At 70.5% G+C, this 18,705-nt stretch carries 15 protein-coding genes and 2 tRNA genes; 12 read left to right on the top strand and 5 right to left on the bottom strand.

What is annotated here, in order from left to right; all coding sequences use genetic code 11:
• Positions 1-230 precede the first annotated feature (230 nt).
• The 10 genes from QHF83_RS47495 to QHF83_RS47450 all read left to right on the top strand — a co-directional run bounded on the left by QHF83_RS47495 (position 231) and on the right by QHF83_RS47450 (position 9,942).
• Positions 231-1,181, top strand: coding sequence for an SUMF1/EgtB/PvdO family nonheme iron enzyme (locus QHF83_RS47495; RefSeq protein ID WP_282424773.1), 951 nt, complete (start codon positions 231-233; stop codon positions 1,179-1,181).
• Positions 1,178-2,188 (top strand): SUMF1/EgtB/PvdO family nonheme iron enzyme, encoded by a 1,011-nt coding sequence (locus tag QHF83_RS47490; protein ID WP_282424772.1) that lies wholly within the window; start codon positions 1,178-1,180, stop codon positions 2,186-2,188. Before QHF83_RS47495 ends, QHF83_RS47490 begins: the two co-directional genes overlap by 4 nt.
• A 166-nt stretch (positions 2,189-2,354) precedes the next feature.
• Positions 2,355-2,428, top strand: a tRNA-Ile gene (locus QHF83_RS47485).
• Between the two features lie 29 nt (positions 2,429-2,457).
• Entirely contained in the window at positions 2,458-3,225 is a 768-nt protein-coding gene (locus QHF83_RS47480; protein ID WP_282424771.1) for a C4-type zinc ribbon domain-containing protein, read from the top strand.
• Between the two features lie 45 nt (positions 3,226-3,270).
• Positions 3,271-4,515 (top strand): serine/threonine-protein kinase, encoded by a 1,245-nt coding sequence (locus QHF83_RS47475; RefSeq protein WP_282424770.1) that lies wholly within the window; start codon positions 3,271-3,273, stop codon positions 4,513-4,515.
• A 131-nt stretch (positions 4,516-4,646) separates the two neighbouring features.
• Positions 4,647-5,141, top strand: a complete 495-nt coding sequence (locus tag QHF83_RS47470; RefSeq protein ID WP_282424769.1) for a hypothetical protein — start codon at positions 4,647-4,649, stop codon at positions 5,139-5,141.
• 21 nt (positions 5,142-5,162) lie between these two features.
• Complete coding sequence (locus QHF83_RS47465; protein ID WP_282424768.1) at positions 5,163-7,517, top strand: serine protein kinase PrkA; 2,355 nt, start codon at positions 5,163-5,165, stop codon at positions 7,515-7,517.
• 25 nt (positions 7,518-7,542) lie between these two features.
• On the top strand, positions 7,543-8,316 hold the full coding sequence (locus QHF83_RS47460) for a TatD family hydrolase (RefSeq protein ID WP_282424767.1): 774 nt from the start codon (positions 7,543-7,545) through the stop codon (positions 8,314-8,316).
• A 39-nt stretch (positions 8,317-8,355) separates the two neighbouring features.
• On the top strand, positions 8,356-9,678 hold the full coding sequence (locus QHF83_RS47455) for an energy transducer TonB (RefSeq protein ID WP_282424766.1): 1,323 nt from the start codon (positions 8,356-8,358) through the stop codon (positions 9,676-9,678).
• A gap of 187 nt (positions 9,679-9,865) precedes the next feature.
• A tRNA-Met gene (locus QHF83_RS47450) sits at positions 9,866-9,942 on the top strand.
• Positions 9,943-10,903: 961 nt separating this feature from the next.
• Here the strand turns inward: QHF83_RS47450 and QHF83_RS47445 are convergent.
• The 5 genes from QHF83_RS47445 to murJ form a co-directional block, all read right to left on the bottom strand.
• Entirely contained in the window at positions 10,904-12,493 is a 1,590-nt protein-coding gene (locus QHF83_RS47445; RefSeq protein ID WP_282424765.1) for a L,D-transpeptidase, read from the bottom strand.
• Between the two features lie 132 nt (positions 12,494-12,625).
• On the bottom strand, positions 12,626-12,766 hold the full coding sequence (locus QHF83_RS47440; protein WP_282424764.1) for a hypothetical protein: 141 nt from the start codon (positions 12,764-12,766) through the stop codon (positions 12,626-12,628).
• Between the two features lie 112 nt (positions 12,767-12,878).
• Positions 12,879-13,301, bottom strand: a complete 423-nt coding sequence (locus QHF83_RS47435) for a DUF2231 domain-containing protein (protein ID WP_282424763.1) — start codon at positions 13,299-13,301, stop codon at positions 12,879-12,881.
• A 126-nt stretch (positions 13,302-13,427) separates the two neighbouring features.
• On the bottom strand, positions 13,428-13,994 hold the full coding sequence (locus QHF83_RS47430; protein ID WP_282424762.1) for a dual specificity protein phosphatase family protein: 567 nt from the start codon (positions 13,992-13,994) through the stop codon (positions 13,428-13,430).
• A 52-nt stretch (positions 13,995-14,046) separates the two neighbouring features.
• Positions 14,047-15,651: a murein biosynthesis integral membrane protein MurJ gene (murJ, locus tag QHF83_RS47425; protein WP_282424761.1), complete on the bottom strand. Its 1,605-nt coding sequence runs from the start codon at positions 15,649-15,651 to the stop codon at positions 14,047-14,049.
• A 43-nt stretch (positions 15,652-15,694) separates the two neighbouring features.
• Between murJ and QHF83_RS47420 the strand changes: the two genes are divergently transcribed.
• On the top strand, positions 15,695-17,440 hold the full coding sequence (locus QHF83_RS47420) for a hypothetical protein (protein WP_282424760.1): 1,746 nt from the start codon (positions 15,695-15,697) through the stop codon (positions 17,438-17,440).
• Between the two features lie 123 nt (positions 17,441-17,563).
• On the top strand, positions 17,564-18,511 hold the full coding sequence (locus QHF83_RS47415; RefSeq protein ID WP_282424759.1) for a hypothetical protein: 948 nt from the start codon (positions 17,564-17,566) through the stop codon (positions 18,509-18,511).
• Positions 18,512-18,705 lie beyond the last annotated feature (194 nt).

Genomic DNA, 18,705 nt, shown 5'->3' with positions numbered 1-18,705 from the left:
CACGCTCATCGTGCTGGGGCTCCCGTGTTGTCCATGGCCTCCCGGCTCTCCCATCGGCCGACGCGGACCAACCGCTTCCCTGGGCGATCCCCGCATTTCCACGACGAAGGGACGACCGCGCCGCGCCTGCTCGCTCGAAATTTTTCCCCCTCGCGGTTCCTCGGTTCTACTTGCATGACGGGCGACGATCGAGAAGCCCTGCAGAGCTCGTGGGTACGACGACGAGGAGCGTGATCATTTCGGTGGGCGTCGGCGTCGTGGTCGGCGGCCTCGCTTTGGTCGCGAGCACTTCGGCCGTGTCGTTCCGTTCGGCTGCGCGTGCCGCATCCGAGCCCGCGACGCCTTCGCCGAGAGCATCGTCCCCGCGCGCGGCCGATGCGCCCACGCCCGAGGATCCCGCGGCGCCCGCGTTCACGCCGGCCGATCGTTTCTCCGCCGATCCGGCCGTTCGCGCGGCTTGCCCGGCCGACATGGCGCTCGTCGAGGGCGACTTCTGCCCGAAGCTCGAGTACCGCTGCGGCCGTCGATCGAGCGAGCTCGGCCATGGCTGCGCCGAGTACGTCCGCGGGGTGCCGTGCCGCGGCGAGCCGGATCCGCGTCGGTACTGCATCGATCGTCACGAGTGGCCGAACCGCGTCGGCGAGAGCCCGCGCGTCTACGTGAATTGGTTCGAGGCCAAAGAACTTTGTCAGTCCGTGGGCAAACGGCTGTGCCGTCGCTCCGAGTGGACCCTCGCCTGCGAGGGACCGAAGCGCTTGCCGTACCCGTGGGGCTTCGTGCGCCAGCCGAGCCCGTGCAACGTCGATCGCGCCGCGATCCCCTTCGACGTGAACGCGATGATCGACGAGCGCACGCGCGAGGCCGAGATCGCGCGGCTCTGGCAGGCCGATCCGATCGGCTCGCACCCCGCGTGCATCAGCGCGTTCGGCGCGTACGACATGTCCGGCAACGTTGACGAGTGGACCGACAACCTCGCCGACGATCCCGAGACGAACCAGCCCTCGACGCTGAACGGCGGCTACTGGGGCCCGGTGCGCAACACCTGTCGGCTCTCGACGAAGACGCACGGACCGAAGTTCACGTTTTACCAGGTGGGCTTCCGCTGCTGCGCGGACACGATCGACGGCGTGGAGGTATCGCCGCCGAAGCCGTGGATCGATCGCGAGCGTGAGGACGGGTGAAGTCCCGCGAGGTCGTCGTCTTCCCGCTCGTGCTCGCGGGTTCGCTCGGGCTCGCGGCGCTGCTTCTCTCGCCTCGCGCGGCCGAGCGACGCGAGACGCAGGCGTCTGCCTCCGCGCCAGCCTCCATCGAAGCGCCTCCGCCGCCTGCTCCTCCGCCTGCGCCCACGCCCAAGGAAAAACCGCCGCCGCCCTCGTACGTGCAAGTGAGCCCGGAGAGCGCGACGGCGTGCGGACCCGGCATGGTGCTCGTCGACGGCATCTACTGCCCGTTCGTCGGGCATCGTTGCTTGAAGTATCGCGAAGACGTGAAGGACGTGTGCGAGCGCTTCGGCCCCGAGGTCCTCTGCGAGGGCCGGCTCGAGCGCCGGCGCTTCTGCATCGACGTTTACGAGTACCCCAACATGGAAGGCGTCAAGCCCGCGGTCATGGCCGACTGGAACGAGGCGCGGCGCGCCTGCGAGGTCGAGGGCAAGCGCCTGTGCTCCGTCGAGGAGTGGGAGTTCGCCTGCGAAGGCCCGGGCATGTGGCCGTATCCGTACGGCGCCGAGCGCGACGCCGAGGCCTGCAACATCGACCGGCCCGTCGAGCCGCCGGACTTCGACGCCTTCTCGGATCCTCGGCGTATCGCAGACGAGGTCGACCGGCTCGATCGCCGCGTCGCGTCGGGTGAGATGCACCGCTGCGTCAGCCCCTTCGGCGTGCACGACATGACGGGCAACGTCGACGAGTGGGTCGACAACACCCAGGGCAAGCGCCTCGAAGCGCCCTACCGATCGTCCTTGAAAGGCGGCTACTGGGGGCCAAACCGCGCGCGTTGCCGGCCGATCACCTCGACCCACAACGAGCGGTTCAGCTTCTACCAGGTGGGCTTCCGCTGCTGCGCCGACCCGAAGGACGGGGGGCGGGCGGGCCCGGCGCCCACGGGCAAGCGGCCGAGGCTCGGCCGGATGAACCTTCCGCCACGGAACGTCCCCGAGCGCTCGAAGCCTGCGCCGGAAAGTCCTTGAAAGTTCGATGGTTCGAGGTTTGGTCCCTCGGGACGCCCGAGGGGCCCGCACGGGTCTTTCCGGGGAGCAAGCCCAAAGTGAACGATGACGCGGCCCTCCCCTTCCAACGGCCTCGATGTTGGACTAGCTTGTCCCCCGGGTCGTCACAGGGCGATCCGGCGAACACGGGCCCATAGCTCAATCGGTCAGAGCCCCCGGCTCATAACCGGGCTGTTCCTGGTTCGAGTCCAGGTGGGCCTATCCCTTTTCGCAAGGAGCAGAGCATCCACGTGAGTATCCGCGACCAGATCGCACCCCTCGAAGAGCTCGCGACCATCGACGACGATCTGCGGAGGCTCGAGGAGCAGATCGGCAAGCAGCGGGGAAGCCTAGAGGGGATGCGGGCGGAGGCGAAAGTGCTCGAGGACCGCCTCCGGACGGACCGAGAGATGCTCTCGCAGATGGAGAAGACGCGGAGCGAGCTCAGCGTCGAGTTGCGCCAGATGACGCAGCAGATCGAGCGATCGCGCGAGAAGCTCGCGCGATCGAGGAACGAGCGCGAGAGCAACGCCGCCCAGCGCGAGATCGAGGAGCTGCGCAAGCTGCACCGCGACCGCGAAGAAGAGATCGAGCGACTCAACACCGCGACCGATGCGGCGAAGAAGTCGATCGACGCGACGGACGGGAAGTACCGCACCCTCGTGCAGCAGATCGAGGGCACGGCCGAGGGCACGACGCGGCAGCTCGACGCTGCCGAGTCGCAACGCGCGACGCGGGTGAAGGAGCGCGAGCTCGCGGTGAAGAAGTTGCCGACGACGCTCTACCGTCGTTACGAATCGGTTCGCACGCGGCGCCCGCACCCGATCGCGGCCACGCACGACGGCACGTGCCTCGGCTGCCACCTGACCATCCCGCCGATGATGTTCCAGAAGATGCTGCGGCAGGCCGAGTTCGAGCAGTGCCCGCACTGCCGCCGCATCCTCTACTACACGCCCGCGCCGGTGCGCGCCCCGGAGGGCGACGCCGCCGAGGGCAGCTCGACCTCGTCACGCGCCTGATCCTCGGATCTTCTCGTCTCGTCTCGTCCGATCCCCTCGCGGCGCGTGAAAGCCTGCACCACCTGCCAGCGCCTCTACGCAGACGACGCGGACTTCTGCCCGCTCGAAGGGCAGAAGCTCGCGGGGATCGACGAGGTCGCGCCGAAGCCGGATCCCGGGGATCCGCGCGTCGGCGGCGCGGTGTGCGGCGGGCGCTACCAGATCTTTCGCGTCATCGCCGAGGGCGGCATGGGCGGCGTGTACCAGGCGCTCGACCGCGAGGAGAAGCGCTCGGTCGCGCTGAAGATCCTGCACGAGGAGGTCGCGCAGGATCCGGTGGCGCTCGAGCGGTTCAAGCGCGAGTTCGAGGTGAGCGCGGTCCTGCCGCACGAGCACGTCGTGCGTGTGCACGCGTTCGAGCACGACGCCGAGAACAACTACGTGCTCGTGATGGAGTACCTCGAAGGCGAGGAGCTCCGCGTGCTCATGCGCCGCGAGAAGGTGCTGCCGCCCGAGCGTGTCGTGCGGTTCGTCTCGCAGGTCGCGATCGGCCTCCAAGGCGCGCACGAGCGAAAGATCGTCCACCGTGATCTCAAGCCCGACAACGTCTTCTTGTGCGGCGGTGACGAGGTCAAACTCCTCGACTTCGGCAGCGTCCGCGACAACAGCGTGGGCGCGAAGAAGATCACCGCGATCGGCACGACGATCGGCTCGCCGTTCTACATGTCGCCCGAGCAAGCGCAGGGGCTCCCCTCGCTCGATCATCGCGCCGACGTCTGGTCGCTCGCGGCGATCACGTACGAGTGCCTCACGGGCAAGGTCCCATACGAGGGCAAATCCGGCCCGCAGATCCTGCTCAGCATCATGACGCGTCCGCACCGTCCGCCGAGCGAGGTGGGCCGCGCGCACGGCGTGCCGCGCTCGCTCGACGCGGTGATGGAGGAAGCGTTCGCGAAAGAGCCCGCGGACCGTATCCCCACGGTCGGCGCGCTCGCGGATCGGATCGGCCACGCGTACGGGCTCGAGGGGAGCCACGTGGCGTGGGCGCGGATGACGCAGGCCGATCTCGGCGACCACATCCGCGCGGGACTTCCTCGTGTGCTCGCGCGCCTCGAAGAGGAGCAGGGCACGGCCGGGGATCTGAGCGCGATGGACGCCGCCTTCGCGGGCGCGGCGGTGACTTCGGGGCAAGGCGCGTTCCCGGACGATGACGCCGTCGCCATCCCGAGCACACGACCACGCTGGCTTTTTCCCGCCATCGTGTTCGTCGTCCTCGCCGCCTTGGCGATCGTGGCGCTCGGCGCGCGCTGAACGCCGGGCTCGTGCATGGCCTGGGCGGCCTTTCCGTCGAACCCGTGCTGTTCGCGCCGTTTCGTCGACCCTCCGCCCGTGGTCAGGAGCAAACCGCCGTGGTATTTCGACTCCTCATGAAGAAGCCTCCGATGCGCCAACGTCCTCTCTCCACCCTCGCGTGCCTCGTGGCCCTCTCGGGCCTGACGTTCGTGCTGGCCTCCGGATGTGGCCGGAGCGAAGCCGCCACGCAGCGCGGCGAGGAGAAGACCGTCGTCGCCAAGGGCCCCAAGGCCGAGAGCGACTCGTACGCGGTCGAAATGAAGGCGACGGGTCCGTACGCGGCGGGCAAGGAAGGGACGCTCGAGATCTCGATCGTGCCGAAGGGCGCGTATCACATGAACGATCAGTACCCGTACAAGTTCAAGCTCGTCGATCCCGCGCCCGAGGGCGTCACGTATCCGAAGCCCTTGCTCAAGCGCGAGGACGGGACGTTCGACGAGAAGAAGGGATCGTTCAAGGTGCCGTTCGTAGCGTCCCGGGCGGGCAAGGCGAAGATCGCCGGCACGCTCTCGATGAGCGTGTGCAGCGCGGCGAACTGCTTGATGGAGAAGCTGGACCTCGAGGTCGACGTCGACGTGAAGTGAGCCGGGGGCTAAACTCCCGGGGTGAAAGAGTCCGACGCCCGGGCAAGCCGAAGGTCCGAGCTCGCGCTGGCCGAGCTTTCCAACCTGGTCACCTCGATGCAGCGTCGCTTCCAGACGGGGCGGCGCTTGCTCTCGTTCCAGGAGTACCTGGAGCTCTTCGCGTCTGATCCCACGTGCCACGGGCGTGATGCCGCCCGGTACGTGCGCGACATGTTCGACCACTTCGGGACGTACCCGGTCAAGCGTCCGTGGGGCGAGTGCACGCGCTACCGCCTCTTCGATCTGCCCTGGGAGCCCGAGCCGATCCGAGCGTCGGGTGTGAATGGACGGCGAGCCCCGTACCACGGGCGCGACGCGGCGCTCATCGGGCACGAGGAGCTGCAGGGCGAGATTTACCGCGCGCTTTCGAACTTCGTACAGGAGGGCCGCGCGAATCGGCTCGTGTTGATGCACGGCCCGAACGGATCGGCCAAGAGCACGATCGCCGGCTGCGTCCTGCGCGCGCTCGAGCATTACTCGACGCTCGACGAGGGCGCGCTCTACCGGTTTCACTGGGTGTTCCCGAGCCGCAAGACGACACGCGGCGCGATCGGGTTCGGCGGCGAAGGGGCCGCGGCGCCGATCGGCGGGAGCTTCGCGCACCTCGAGGACACGCAGATCGACGCGCGCCTCGTGAGCGAGCTGCGGGATCATCCGCTCTTCTTGCTCCCGGTGCCGGAGCGTCGCGAGCTTTTGAAGAAGCTCTACGAGGAAGCCGGCATCGCCGACGCGCCGCCCGACTGGCTCATGAGCGGCAAACTCTCGCACAAGAACCAGCAGATCATGGAGGCGCTGCTCGTCTCGTACGAGGGCTCGCTCGCCGATGTGTTGCGGCATGTCCAGGTCGAGCGCTGGTTCATCTCGCGGCGGTACCGCACGGGCGCGGTGACGATCGGGCCGGAGCTCAGCGTCGACGCGGGCGAACGACAGATCACGGCCGATCGCTCGCTCGCCGCGCTGCCCACGGCGCTCCAGGCGCGGACGCTCTTCGAGGCGCACGGCGATCTCGTCGAGGCTTCGGGCGGCGTGCTCGAGTTCAGCGATCTTCTGAAGAGGCCGCTCGACGCGTTCCGCTACCTGCAGCTCACGCTCGAGACAGGGGAGGTGAGCCTGCCGCAGCAGACGATCCAGACGAACGTGGTCATGATCGGCAGCGCGAACGACGTTCACCTGAACGCCTTCCGCGAGCACCCCGAGTTCCCGAGCTTCCGCGGTCGTTTCGAGTTGCTCCGCGCGCCCTACCTCCGGAGCTACCTCGACGAGCAGCGCATCTACGACGCGCAGATCGCGCCGTTCGTCACGCGGCACGTCGCGCCGCACGCGACACGCGTGGCCGCGCAGTTCGCCGTGCTCACGCGCATGCGGCAGCCGGAGGCGAAGCGGTATCCCGAGGTGCTCGCGCCGATCGTCTCGTCGCTGACCGCGGCCGAGAAGATGGAGGCGTACGCGACGGGGACGCCGCCGGAGCGGCTCGACGGCGACTCGCAGAAGCTGCTCCGCGCGAACATCCGCGCGCTCTACCAGGAGACCGACGCCACCGTCGACTTCGAGGGGCGCTCGGGCGTCTCGCCGCGCGAGATCCGCTCGCTCTTGCTCGACGCCGCGCAGAGCCGTGATCACGGCTGCCTGTCGCCGTTCTCCGTCCTCACCGAGCTCGACGAGCTTTGCAAGCGGACCTCGGAGTACGACTGGCTCAAGGAGCGCCCGCTCGCGGGCGGCTACCATGATCACAAGCTCTTCCGCGACGTCGTGCGCGCGCGGCTGCTCGATACGCTCGAAGAGGAGATGCGATCGGCGAGCGGGCTCGTCGACGAGACACGTTACGGCGAGCTCTTCGACAGATACGTGCAGCACGTCGGCGCGTGGGTGAAGGGCGAGAAGATCAGAAACCCGCACACCGGGGACTTCGAGGGCGCCGACGAGCGCATGATGCGCGAGATCGAGGGCCTGCTCGGCGTGCGCGGCAAGCACGACGATCACCGCCGCGGGCTCATCGCGATGATCGCGGCCTGGGCCATCGATCATCCCGGCGAGAAGGTCGTCAACGCCGTCGTCTTCCCGCAGCAGATCCGCAAGCTGCGCGAGGCCGTGTTCACGGAGCGTCGCAAGGCCGTGGCGCTGCTCTGCCGGGATCTCGTGGCCATGCTGCGGGATCGGGCGAACCACGCGGCCCAGGGCGTGCGCGACGAGCCCCTCGTCGGCAGCCTGCGGGACGAGCAGCGCAAGCACGCGCTCGCCGCGCTCGATCGGCTGAAGGCGATGGGGTATTGCGAGAGCTGCGCCCTCGACGCGGGCAGCGCGCTCCTCCGCGCGCGGTTCGCCGAGCTCGTCACCTGACGGGCACGTCGTTGGTCCACGAACGATGTTGATCGACACCCACTGCCACCTCGATCCCAACTACTTTCCCGAAGGAGAAGACGCCGTCCTCGAGCGAGCGCGCGAGGCCGGCGTCGAGGCGTTCGTCGTGATCGGGGTCGGCGAAGACCTCGGCCCGGCGCGCTTCGCCGCGGGGCTCGCCGCGCGCCGTCCCGACGTGTGGGCCTCCGTCGGCCTGCACCCGCACGACGCGCGTGTCCTCGACGGACCCATGGAAGACGAGCTCGAGCGACTCGCCCGCGAGCCGCGCGTCCGCGCCGTGGGCGAGATCGGGCTCGACTACCACTACATGCACTCGCCGCGCGAGACGCAAAAGGAGGTCTTCCGGCGCATGATCGCGCTCGCGCGGCGCGTCCAGAAGCCCATCGTCGTGCACACGCGCGAGGCGGCCGAGGACACGATCACCGTGCTCGAAGAGGAAGGCGCGCGTGAGGTCGGCGGCATCATTCACTGCTTCTCCGAGGATCGGCCCTTCGCCGAGCGGGCGCTCGCGCTCGGCTTCGATCTCTCGTTCTCGGGGATCGTGACGTTCAAGAACGCGCGCGCCATCCACGAGGTCGCCGCGTGGGCGCCGCCCGATCGGATCCTCGTCGAGACGGACAGCCCCTACCTCGCGCCCATCCCGCTGCGCGGCAAGCGCTGCGAGCCCGCGTATGTGGTGCACACGGCGCGGCGCGTCGCGGAGCTGCGCGGCGAGAGCTTCGACGTCCTCGCGGCGCGCACGACGGAGAACGCGCGCCGGCGCTTCGGCCTGGCCTGAAGAGCACGCAAGAGCGCGGAGACGAGGCATACTGAGGGCGTGCGGGGCTTCGATGGACGCAGGCTCGTCTCCGCGAGTTTTTTCTCGCTCGCGGTGCACCTCGCCCTGCTCGCGACCGGGGGCGCTCTCCTCGCGCGCGCGACACGCGCGGAGCCGGGCATCGCGCTTCGAGGCCTAGAGGCGCCGCTCCGTGACGAGGTCGTGGAGATCGAGCTGCCGACGCTGAGCGAAGGATCGATCGCCGGCGAGCTCATCGAGTTGCCAGCGGTCGTCGTCCCGCGCGGGGGAGGGGAGGCCGAGCCGCGCCCCGATACGGGCACGAGAGGGCGCGGCGGTACGGACACGGCCACCGCGCGCGCGACGAACCTCGCCGATCGGCAGGACGATCGCGCGCTCGTCACCGAGGTGCCTTCGCGGATCGATCGCACGCAGGTGCAGCGCATCGACGCGGGCGAGGAGCGCGCATCTCGCGAAGACCGACGCGCGAGCCGTGAGCCGATGGAGCTCACCTTCCTCGCGAGTGGTCGTTCCGGGAGTCGACCCGAGCGGCGCACGTACGCCGTGCACGATCCGTCCTCGGGCGGTTTCCGCGCCGGCCGCGCCACGCAGCGTGGAGGCGCGCTCGGCGCTCTGGCGCTCCCGCCCGACGGCGTCGAGGCGGCGCGGCCCGTGGGCGGCGCGGAGGAGGGCGTGGTGGTGCCTTCCGAGGGCATCGGAGCGCGTGATGGGGCACAAGGCAAGGACGCGCGCGCGAGCGCCGAGGTGCCCCTCGCGCGGCCCTTCGTGACGGCGGGGACGCCCTCGGTGCCCGCCGATCGAGAAGGGCGACCCACGGACAAGGTCGACAGCGAGCAAGAGGTCGCGCTCGCGCTCCAGTCGATCGTGCACGCGAGCACCGCCGGCGGCGCGCCGGGCGAGGGGACCGGTGGGCAGAACGGGCCCACGGCGCCGGGATCGGGCGGCAGCGCGGGCCGCGGCTCCGTCGCCGATCCGCTCGGCACGGGGCAGGGCACCGGCCTCGACGCGAATGCGCTCGACAAGCGCCGCATGGACTACCTGCGTCGCGTGCTCGCGCGGATTCATCCGCTCTGGAAGGACGCGTTCCCGCGCTGGGCGATCGCGGAGGGGCGCGGCGGTACCGTCGTCGTGGCGTTCGTGATCCGCGCGGATGGCAGCGTCGCGAGCGCGCGTGTGGCGCGGCCGAGCGGCATCCCCGAGTTCGACGAGAATTGCCGGCAGGCGGTCCTGCGCGGCGCTCCCTTCGAGCCGCTCCCGCGTGAGCTCGGGCCGACGTTCGCCTGGTCGATGCCCTTCGTCGCGAAGAACCCCGCGGTGCGTCCCCCGGACCCTGCGCGCCCCTGACGCGCGGAAAAATGTAAAGCTTTCGGGACACTTCGCGGGGCGGACCGGCGGGCCGAAGGACAACGCCCTCGGCCTCCTCCTCACCGGCCGGCGTGGGTTTGCCCACGCTCTCGCGAGAAAGACGCCCCCGGGACGGTTTGCCTGCTTGACAGGCCCGTCGTCCCTCGACATAGTGCGCGCCGCTTCCGCCGAAGTAGCTCAGCCGGCTAGAGCAGGCGTTTCATACGCGCCGGGTCGGGGGTTCGACTCCCTCCTTCGGCACCAGTTTCAACCGCTCGACGACACGGGGGCCGCAGTGCTCCCGCGTCGAGCTTGGCTCGCACCCGAGCGAGCGCCCGCTGTGCGGGTGCCGCTCGTGCGGGCCCGGGTTCCCGTCGCCGACTTGCGCGTCGTTGTGGCGCTCTTTCGGGGCGAACGCGCCGGAGCCGCCTTGGACGCCGTCGTGCGCTGTCCGGCGGCGCTGCGCGTCGCCTTCTTCGCGGCCGGGCGCTTCGAGGCGGCGGCCTTGCGCGTCGTCGTGCGACCGGCCGTTTCCGTTCGGGCTCCTGCCTTGGAGGCCGCGGCGCGCTTACCGGCGCTCTTCGCCCTCTTCGTCGCGCCCTTCGCCGCCTCGGAGGCTTTACGCGCCGTTGTCGCTCCGCGCTTGGCTGCGCTCTTCGTGCGCGTCGTCGTCGTCTTGGAAGCCATGGTTCGTCCCTCTGCCACCGCGGTCTCGAGGCGCGACCCGATCGTCGGACCACGCGTTTCCCCCGCCATCGCCTCTTTTGCTCGCGAAGGTCGCGGTGACGTGCGTGCTCGTCGGCAAGGGTCGTGCCGAGCGCTGGGAAGCGCGCTCGCTGCCGCGCCGGCGCGTCGTGACGCACGTGGTTTCGCGCGAGGGAATGCGCGTTTCCCGCGCCTTGTTCGGGAGAATCGCGCCTAGCGGGGGGCTTCGTCGGGAGCGTCGCCGAGCCGCGCGGGGCGACGCGAGACGCGGCGCGGCGCGCGAGGTCCGGTGTCACGGCCGGGGGCAATGGCGAGCCGCGTGCGCCGTGTGCGAGCAGGGAACGCACAGCCTGCTCGGTGGCCTGTCACGCCGCGGGACAGTCGTCGCTCGGCTTGTCCGAGCGGAGCCCCCGAGCGCTCGGGGGTTTTGGGGGCGTAGCCCGGCTTGTCCGAGCGGAGCCCCCGAGCGCTCGGGGGTTTTGGGGCTCCGCTCGGCTTGTCCGAGCGGAGCCCCCGAACGCTAGGGCCGAACGACGACCATCGTCCCTTCGCCCATTGCGTCGGTCACGCCGTGCCAGCCCTCTGGCAGCTCCGGCCCGGCCCAGTGAAAGAGCCTGCGCGCGTCGACGGGCGAGAGCGCGACAGCATGGAAAGTCTGCGCCTCCCCCAGCCCATCGCCCCAGTACGTGCCCGTGAGCGCGTATCCCGGTTCGAACTCCATCACCCAGGGCGCGTCGGCGACGTCGAAGTCGCCGTGCACTTCGCGGCTGTCGAGCGGTGCAGTTACCAGTTTCTTACGAATCCGGAACGTCCCGCGCGCCGTCGACGCGCTCTCGGCCGCTTCCTTCAGCACGTCGCGTCCCGACGAGATCAGCGTCGCGTAGACCGGCTTCTGCCCCTCGTAGGCCGTGAGCGTCTGGTTGGCCAGGCTCACGTCCAGCCACTTTTGATCGCCCTTCGCAAAATCCGGGAACTTCGTCCGGCGGACGATCACCACGAGGTCCTGCGCGCGCAGCCAGTAGCCTTCGCGTGACTGCTCGAAGCGCATGCCGTTCACCGTCCGGAACTTCCCGCTGAGCGGCACGGCCGTGCGCCGCTCGAGCTCCTCGTCCTCGTTCGGCTCGGCCTCGCCCTTTTTCAGGTTCCACGCCGTCACGCCGCCCTTGTGCACGAACGCCACGGGCAGCCCCACCTTCTCCACGTCGAGCCCGTGCCACGTCGTCCCGAGCGCGGGCTTCAACCGGTCGATCGGCACCACCTGCCCGGACGGCGTCACGCCGAAGCGCCGGCCCTCGCCGGGGTTCGGCGCGACGGACGCCACGAACGACCCCGCCAGCGCGACGCCGCTGCCCTTGCGCAGCACGCCGCCCTTCAGGTCCGCCACGCGTGACGCGAGCGGCGCGAGCGGCGCCACGGCGGGCGCCGGGAACGCGAAGAACGAGCCCACCGTGCGCTTGCCGACCGCGTCCGCGCCGTCGACGCCGGGCATCAGCACGGGCGGGCCCGCGGGTACGCCGCGCGGATCGATGGGTACGTCGTTCGCGGCCGCGCCGAGCACCTCGGCGTCGAGGGAGCCGCGCTTCGTGAGGTAGCGCTTCAGATCCGGCTCCTCGGTGGATTGCTCCGCCGGCATGGGCAGGCGCGTGTAGAGCGGCACGCCTTCGGTCCGAGCGCGGCCGTAGCGGTAGGGCAGGGGACGCGAGAGATCCGGACCGGACGGCAGCGCCGCGGCGAGGGACGGATCCGTCGTCGCGGCCTCGCCTGCGCACACGAAGCCGCGCGGGCGGACCACGTACCAGCCGCCTGGGCATTCCCTTCGCGTGAACGCCTCCGAGGAGCGTGCGATCGCGGCCCCTGCGCGGAGCTCCCCGAGCGGCCGGCCCTTCGTGGAGGGCCGATCGTACACCACGGTGCCGCTCTGCAGGACGATGAGCTTCGGGCCGTCCGCGGGCGGCGACGGCACCTCGGGCGGAGGCTCCTCCGTCGGCTCGCCCTTCGCAAGCGCGGGGGCGCCGCCGCCCTTGCAGCCGAGGGGGGCGAGCGCGAGCGCGGCGAGCAGCGGGAGCCCGAGGCGCGTAGATCGGTTCGGGCCGGGGCGATCGTCTTGCATCGAAGCGACGCATGCCAAAGGTCACGTCGATGGGCCAAGTCTCGCGCGAATGGGGGCGCCGCGCCGGGGCGCTGCCCCGGGCCCCGCGGGGGCTGTCCGCCCCTCGACCCGGACCAGGGCAAGCCCTGGACCTCAGCTGGAAAAACTGCGCTCCGCGCAGTTTTTCCAGCAGGCCGGTGGGACCGCCCCGCCCGTCGAGACGTCGGCGCTGCTGTCTTGGAAGGCAGGGGCGTCGCCGGTCTTGAACCCCGGCTCGTTCGATGAACTGCGCATCGCGCAGTTCATCGACCCCGGGTCCAGCGCTTGCGCTGGTCCGGGTCCAGGGGCGGATAGCCCCTGGTGGGGCCTGGGGCAACGCCCCAGCGCAACGCCTTCGACATGAGACCTACCCCCGTTCGCGGGCTGCTTCGTCGCCGAGCCAACCTGCCAGCGTTGCCAGGCCGAGGGCCACGATGGAGAGCGCCACGCTCGCCGGCGGCGTCGGCGCTTGGGGGTGCACGGCTCTCAGGACGAGGCTCACCACGAAGGGGAGGAGCGCGCAGATCGAGAGCCAGAGAAACAGGAAGCTCAGGTCCCGCGCCCGGGATCCCGGCCGATACGTTTCGTGCACCCGGGCGAAATACACGGACGACAGGGAACCGCTGACGAGCCCTGCTGCGAGGTTCACGGCCGCTGCGACGCCCCAGACGTGCGCGCCCGAGAGCATCGCGACGACGTCGAAGCCGAGGGAGATCGCGAAGAAGACGAGCGGGAGCACGATGAGCAGCGTGTACACGTCCCCGCGGACAGCGTGCGCGATCGTTCTCATGGGGGCTCCAGGGGGAGGCGCTCGCGCCTCCCGGGGCCCTCGATTGGAAGCGGCGTGCCAGCGCGTGGTGCCTCGCGCGCGCCGCGGCTGTGATCTCCGTGTTCCCTGGTCTACGCGTTCCTCGGACTACACGTTCTCCGCGCTCACCCGACCCCCGCGCGCCGACACGTAGTCGTTCACGAACCGCCGCTGCCCTTCGCGCATCGCCACGCGCCTCCGCGCCCGGATCCAGGCGATCGCCTCCTCGACGCTCATCCCCCGGTGAAGCGCCAGGTAACACACGACGAGCGCCACGCTCCGGCCCACCCCGCTCGCGCAGTGCACGTAGACCCGGTGCCCCGCCTGGATGTGCGTGGCGACGAACGCGAGCGCGCGGTCCGCGTCCTCGGGGCTCGGCGCGTTCATGTCCCAGCAGGGGATCTGCAGGTAGTCGATGCCGGCCGCGCGCAGCGTCCCGATTGGCTCCACGAGCTCGCTCGTCGCGTTCACCACGGCGCGCACGCCGAGCCGCTCGAGCTCGGCCACGTCGCTCGGCACGAGGAAGCCGCCGAGCAGGACCTCCGGCGTGATCCACGTCCGCCAGCCCCGATCGGGCGACAGCTCGACCAGGGTGCGGCGCGCGGCGAGGAACACGTAAAAGGCGGCGCGGTAGGGGTGGAACAACGCGGGGTGCAGGGTCTTGCCAGGCGTCACTTCGCGTTCTTGAAGCGCCCGGCGCTCCTGCGCCATTGCAGAACGTCGACGGTCAGCGCCGTGCTCGCCGGAGGAGCGAGCGCAGGTCGAAGAGCCCGAGCAGCGGGCAGAGCACGACGAACGCCGCGCCGAACGCCCCGAGCGACAGCATCGCGCCGAGCGTCGTCCCTGCGAGCCCCGTGGGCAGGATCGACCGCACGAGGACGCCCGCGCCCACGGAGAGCGCGGCGAGCAGCGCGATCCGCCCCGCCCGAATCGCGCCGAGACCGAGCCCTCCGATCGCTCGGGACAGCCGGATCCCCATCGCGCACGTCTCCACCCAGCCTGCGATCACCGCGCCGAGCACCACGCCGAGCACGCCGAGCGGCCGCATCAAGACGAGCGCGAGCGCCGTGCTCACGACCACCCGCAGCACCGCGAACCGCGCCGGCGTCCGCGTGTCGCCGAGCGCGTACGCCGTCGTCGTCAGCACGCGCCCCGCCGCGTTCCCGAGCAGCGCGAACCCGTACGCCGCGAGGAGCGGCTTTACCCGCGCCGTTGCTTCTTGATCGAACGTCCCTGTCTGGAGCAAGAGCGCCACGAGGTCCCCGCCGAGCAGCACGAACACGAGCGTCGCCGGCACGGTCAGCACGGCGATGCGCGCGAGCGACGCGCCGAGCCGCGCGCGCACGGCCGCGTTCCGCTTCTCCACGTCCGTCTCCGCCGTGTCGCGTGAAAACTCGGGCAACGCCGCCGCCGCCTCGCCCGTCCCGAGCACGCTCATCGGCAGGAGGTAGATCGTCTGCGCGTAGCCGAACGTCGCGTTCGCGCCCGTGCCCAGAAAGCTCACGAGCAGCGTGTCGACGAGCCCCGAGATCTGGATGATCCCCCGGCCCACGAGCGCGCCGGGCAGCCGCGCCGCCGCCTCCCGCACGTGCGGATCCTTCGCATCGAAGCGCGGCGCAATCCCACCGAGCAACCTCCGCGCCGCCGGCAAGAGCACCACGAGCTGCAAGAACGCCCCTGCGAATGCGCCCCACGCGAGCGCCGTGGCGAGCGCGCCGCCCCGCTGCCCGAGGAACGTCCCTGCCACGACGAGCGCCGCGATCTGCGCGAGGCTCCACACCACGGGCGCCGCGTACGGGAGGAAGAAACGCCGGTGCGCGTTCAGCACGCCGAGCCCCCACGCCGACAGCACGAGCAGGCCCGTCATCGGGAAGACGATGCGCACGATCGTCGCCGTCCCCGCGAGCTTCTCCTCGTCGAACCCCGCCGCCACGAGCCACGACAGCCACGGCGCGAGGAGCACGCCGAGCGCCGACGCCGCCACCACCACCACGAGGAGCAGCCCGAGCGCCGACCGCGCGAACCGCGCCGCCTCCTCGCCTTTGCCCTCGCCGCGCAGCCGCGCGTAGAGCGGGATGAACGTCGCGGACAACGTCCCTTCGCCCATCAGGTTCTGGGTGATGTTTCCGACGCGGAACGCGGCCGCGATCATGTCCGCCCAGGCCGATGTCCCGAAGTAGTGGGCCATGACGCGCTGCCGCACGAGCCCCACGAGCCGCGACAGCACGATCCCCGCGGTCACGAGCGCCGCCGAGCGCGCGCCGCCTGCCGCCTTCGGAGGAGCTTCCTCGCGGCCTTTCGTCTCCGTTGCCGCCGGATCGACGCTCTGCACGCGCCCGCTTCTACCCCAAGGAGGCGCAAGCTAGAATCGCAAGATGCTTGCCCCTACCGCCTTCCGTGGGCTCTCGGCTTGCCTCCGAGCCTCGTCTGCCGGCGTTGTCCGGTCCTCCTTTTTCGCCGCGATCGCGCTCGTCGCGCTCGCCGCGTGCGGCCCGACGACCCGTACCGAGACCCCGGGCACCGGCGGCGAAGGCGGCGAGACCTGGACCGCGGGCCCCGGCGTGGGCGGCGCGGGCGCAGGCGGCGCGGGCGCGGGCGGATCGGGCGCGGGCGCGGGGCCGAGCGAGCTCCAGTCGCTCGAGCACATCGACCTCGGCGACCTCGCGCTGAACTCGCTCGAGCCCTTCGAGGTCCCCGACCGCGCGCTCGGCCTCACGGTCGCGGTCGGCGCGGCGAACGTGAACGACGTCGTGGGCATCAGCCGCCTCCGTCCTCCCTCGGGGGAGCCGGTCATCTTCAACTACGCGATGCCCAACAAGTCGAACCTCGCGTTCGCGAGCTACGGCTGGGTCGGCGGCGCGAACCCGCAGTCCGACGCCCCGAACGCGTGGCCCATGCAGCAAGGCCAGTGGCGCATCTCGCTCGGCGACGACGACGGCTCGGTCAAGAGCGCGCACGTCGACGTGTGGATCCGCCGCACGAAGGACGGCCTCTTCCACGGCGGCGTCGTCGACGTGAACGTCTTCCTCGCGCCGAACTCGACCACGCAAAACTACGTGAACCAGGTCCTCTCCGACATGTTCGTCGACTACGCCGGCCTCGGCCTCGGTAAGGTCACCTTCTTGCCGCTCGACGCGAGCTTCACGACCGTCGACGACTTCAACGAGTACAGAAACCTCCTCGCCTCCTCGGCGGGCGTCGTCGACGCGCCGGCCTTGAACCTCTTCGTCATCGGCAGCTTCGGCTCCGAGTTCGGCCAGGCCATCGGCGTCGCGGGCGGCATCCCCGGCAGCCCCGCGCTCCACGGCACCACCATGAGCGGCGTCGCGTACATGCCCTCGGGCAACCCGGAGTACGACGCCACCGTCCTCCGCCACGAGGTCGGCCACCTGGCGGGCCTCTTCCACACGACCGAGTTCTCCATCGAGGAGACCGATCCGCTCAGCGACACCGTCGAGTGCCCGACGTCCGTGATGCAGTCGAACCCCGAAAACTGCCCGGACACCACGAACACGATGTTCCCGATCGCCTACGGCGCGCTCGACCTGACCGAAGCGCAGAAGCGTGTCCTCCAGGGCAGCGCGCTCTACCGCGGCATCCTCGAGGAAGGCGGCGAGCCGGCGCCGCCGCTCCCGCCCTCGAACAAGAAGGTCGCCGCGCCGCCGTCGCCGCTCGCGCCCGAGCCTCCCTTCGCGATCGTCGCCACGCGCCGCCCGAACAAGCCGCTCCCGGCGAAGCCCGGTGCCCTCGAACGTGTCCTCGGCGCGGTCTGGTGCGCGCACGGCAAAGGCGACTACGAGGCCCTGGCGATCCGCATCGCCGGCGCCGCCGCGCCCGGCAAGCTCCGCGCACTCGTCGTCGACGGCGCGGCCTCCGAGCTGATCCGCGCCCGCGCGCTCGGCGCGTACGTCCGCGTCTCGCAAGGCGACGAGCGCGCCCGCGCGCTCGAGCTCGCAGAGACCCTGGCGACCCAGGAAAGCGCGAGCACCGATCTACGTGTCTCGGCGCTCCGCTCGCTCGCCCGCTTCGCCCCGTCCCAGGCGCGCCAATCCGCTGCAACTGCAGCGCAATCCGGAGATCCGGTCGTGCGGTCGGTCGCTTGGACTCTGCGTGGAAAGTGACAGAAATGCTGTCTTTTCGGCGCTGCACCTTCGTGCTACGACAATCACGGCGCAGGGGGAAGATGCAGAGGTCACGCGCGTGATGGGTCGTATCGCAATTCCCCAGGCTGGAGGTTGGTGCACGTGAGCGGAGAGCCGCGACAGCTCCCCTTGCGGATCTGCCTGGTCGACATGAACAACGGTCATGTCAACCAGGCGATGCGGTGCCTGCGAGGCATCGTGTCGACGTTCTTCGACCGCGTCCGACGGCACAACCCGGGCCTCGAGTGCGTGCTCGGCGAGGTCTCGCCGCGCGACACCCAAAACCCCGTCCCGCGCGACTACGACCTGTACATCTCGACCGGCGGCCCCGGATCGCCCTACGACGGCGACGGCATGCCGTGGGTCACGGACTACTCGGGCTTCCTCGACCACGTCGTCGACTCGGCCATCCGCGGCGGCGAGACCCAGAGCGCGCTCTTCGCGATCTGTTACTCGTTCGAGATGGTCGTGCGGCACTTCCGCCTGGCCGCCGTCGTACCCCGCACCGAGCGCAAGTTCGGCGTGATGCCCATCTACACGACGCCCGAAGGCCAAGCCCACCCGCTCCTCCGCCCCTTCGGCGACCGTCTCTTCGCCTTCGAGCACCGAAGCTGGGAAGCCGTCGACCTCGACGAGCGCCTGCTCGAATCCCTCGGCGGCTCCCTCCTCGCCCGCGAGAGCCGCGACGGCATGTCGAAAGGCCGCGCCATCCTCGGTCTCGACGTCACCGCAGGCGTCGAGTCCGTCCAGTTCCACCCGGAAGCCGACCGGCCCGGCGTGATGAACTGGGTCTCGCGCCCCGAACAAGCCGCCGCCTTCAAGGCCGCCTACGGCGAAGTCACCTACCAGGCGATGCTGCGCACGCTCGACGACCCGCGCCGTCTCGCCCGCACCTACGCCCTCGTGATCCCCGGCTGGATGTCCCGCCGCTTCAACATGCTCGCCCAGTTCCGCGGCTACGTGGAACTCCCCCCGCCGAGCGAGAGCGAGGCCGACATCTTCGCATCCCCGCCCATCCAGGATCGTCCGGCGCAAGCTGCCTCGGCCTGAGGGGGAGAGATTGGGGCGTTGCCCCAAACCCCAGCGGGGGCTGTCCGCCCCCTGCACCCCGGACCAGCGCAAGCGCTGGACTCGGGGTCGATGAACTGCGCGATGCGCAGTTCATCGAACAGGCCGGGGCAAGACCAGGCGCGACCCTGCCGACCAAGACCGCCGCGACTGGCAACGCTGCGCCTGGTCTTGCC

The organism is Polyangium sp. 15x6, from assembly GCF_029960785.1.
Classification (GTDB): domain Bacteria; phylum Myxococcota_A; class Polyangia; order Polyangiales; family Polyangiaceae; genus Polyangium.
Note: the sequence above shows the minus strand (reverse complement) of the source record. Positions and strands in the feature narration are given on the sequence as shown.

Bases quoted from the DNA above. Each gene is read 5' to 3' on its own strand.
- QHF83_RS47470 (WP_282424769.1), top strand. From the start codon at position 4,647: ATGCGCCAACGTCCTCTCTCCACCCTCGCGTGCCTCGTGGCCCTCTCG.
- QHF83_RS47460 (WP_282424767.1), top strand. From the start codon at position 7,543: ATGTTGATCGACACCCACTGCCACCTCGATCCCAACTACTTTCCCGAA.
- QHF83_RS47445 (WP_282424765.1), bottom strand. From the start codon at position 12,493: ATGCAAGACGATCGCCCCGGCCCGAACCGATCTACGCGCCTCGGGCTC.
- QHF83_RS47440 (WP_282424764.1), bottom strand. From the start codon at position 12,766: ATGCGCAGTTCATCGAACGAGCCGGGGTTCAAGACCGGCGACGCCCCT.
- QHF83_RS47435 (WP_282424763.1), bottom strand. From the start codon at position 13,301: ATGAGAACGATCGCGCACGCTGTCCGCGGGGACGTGTACACGCTGCTC.
- QHF83_RS47420 (WP_282424760.1), top strand. From the start codon at position 15,695: ATGCTTGCCCCTACCGCCTTCCGTGGGCTCTCGGCTTGCCTCCGAGCC.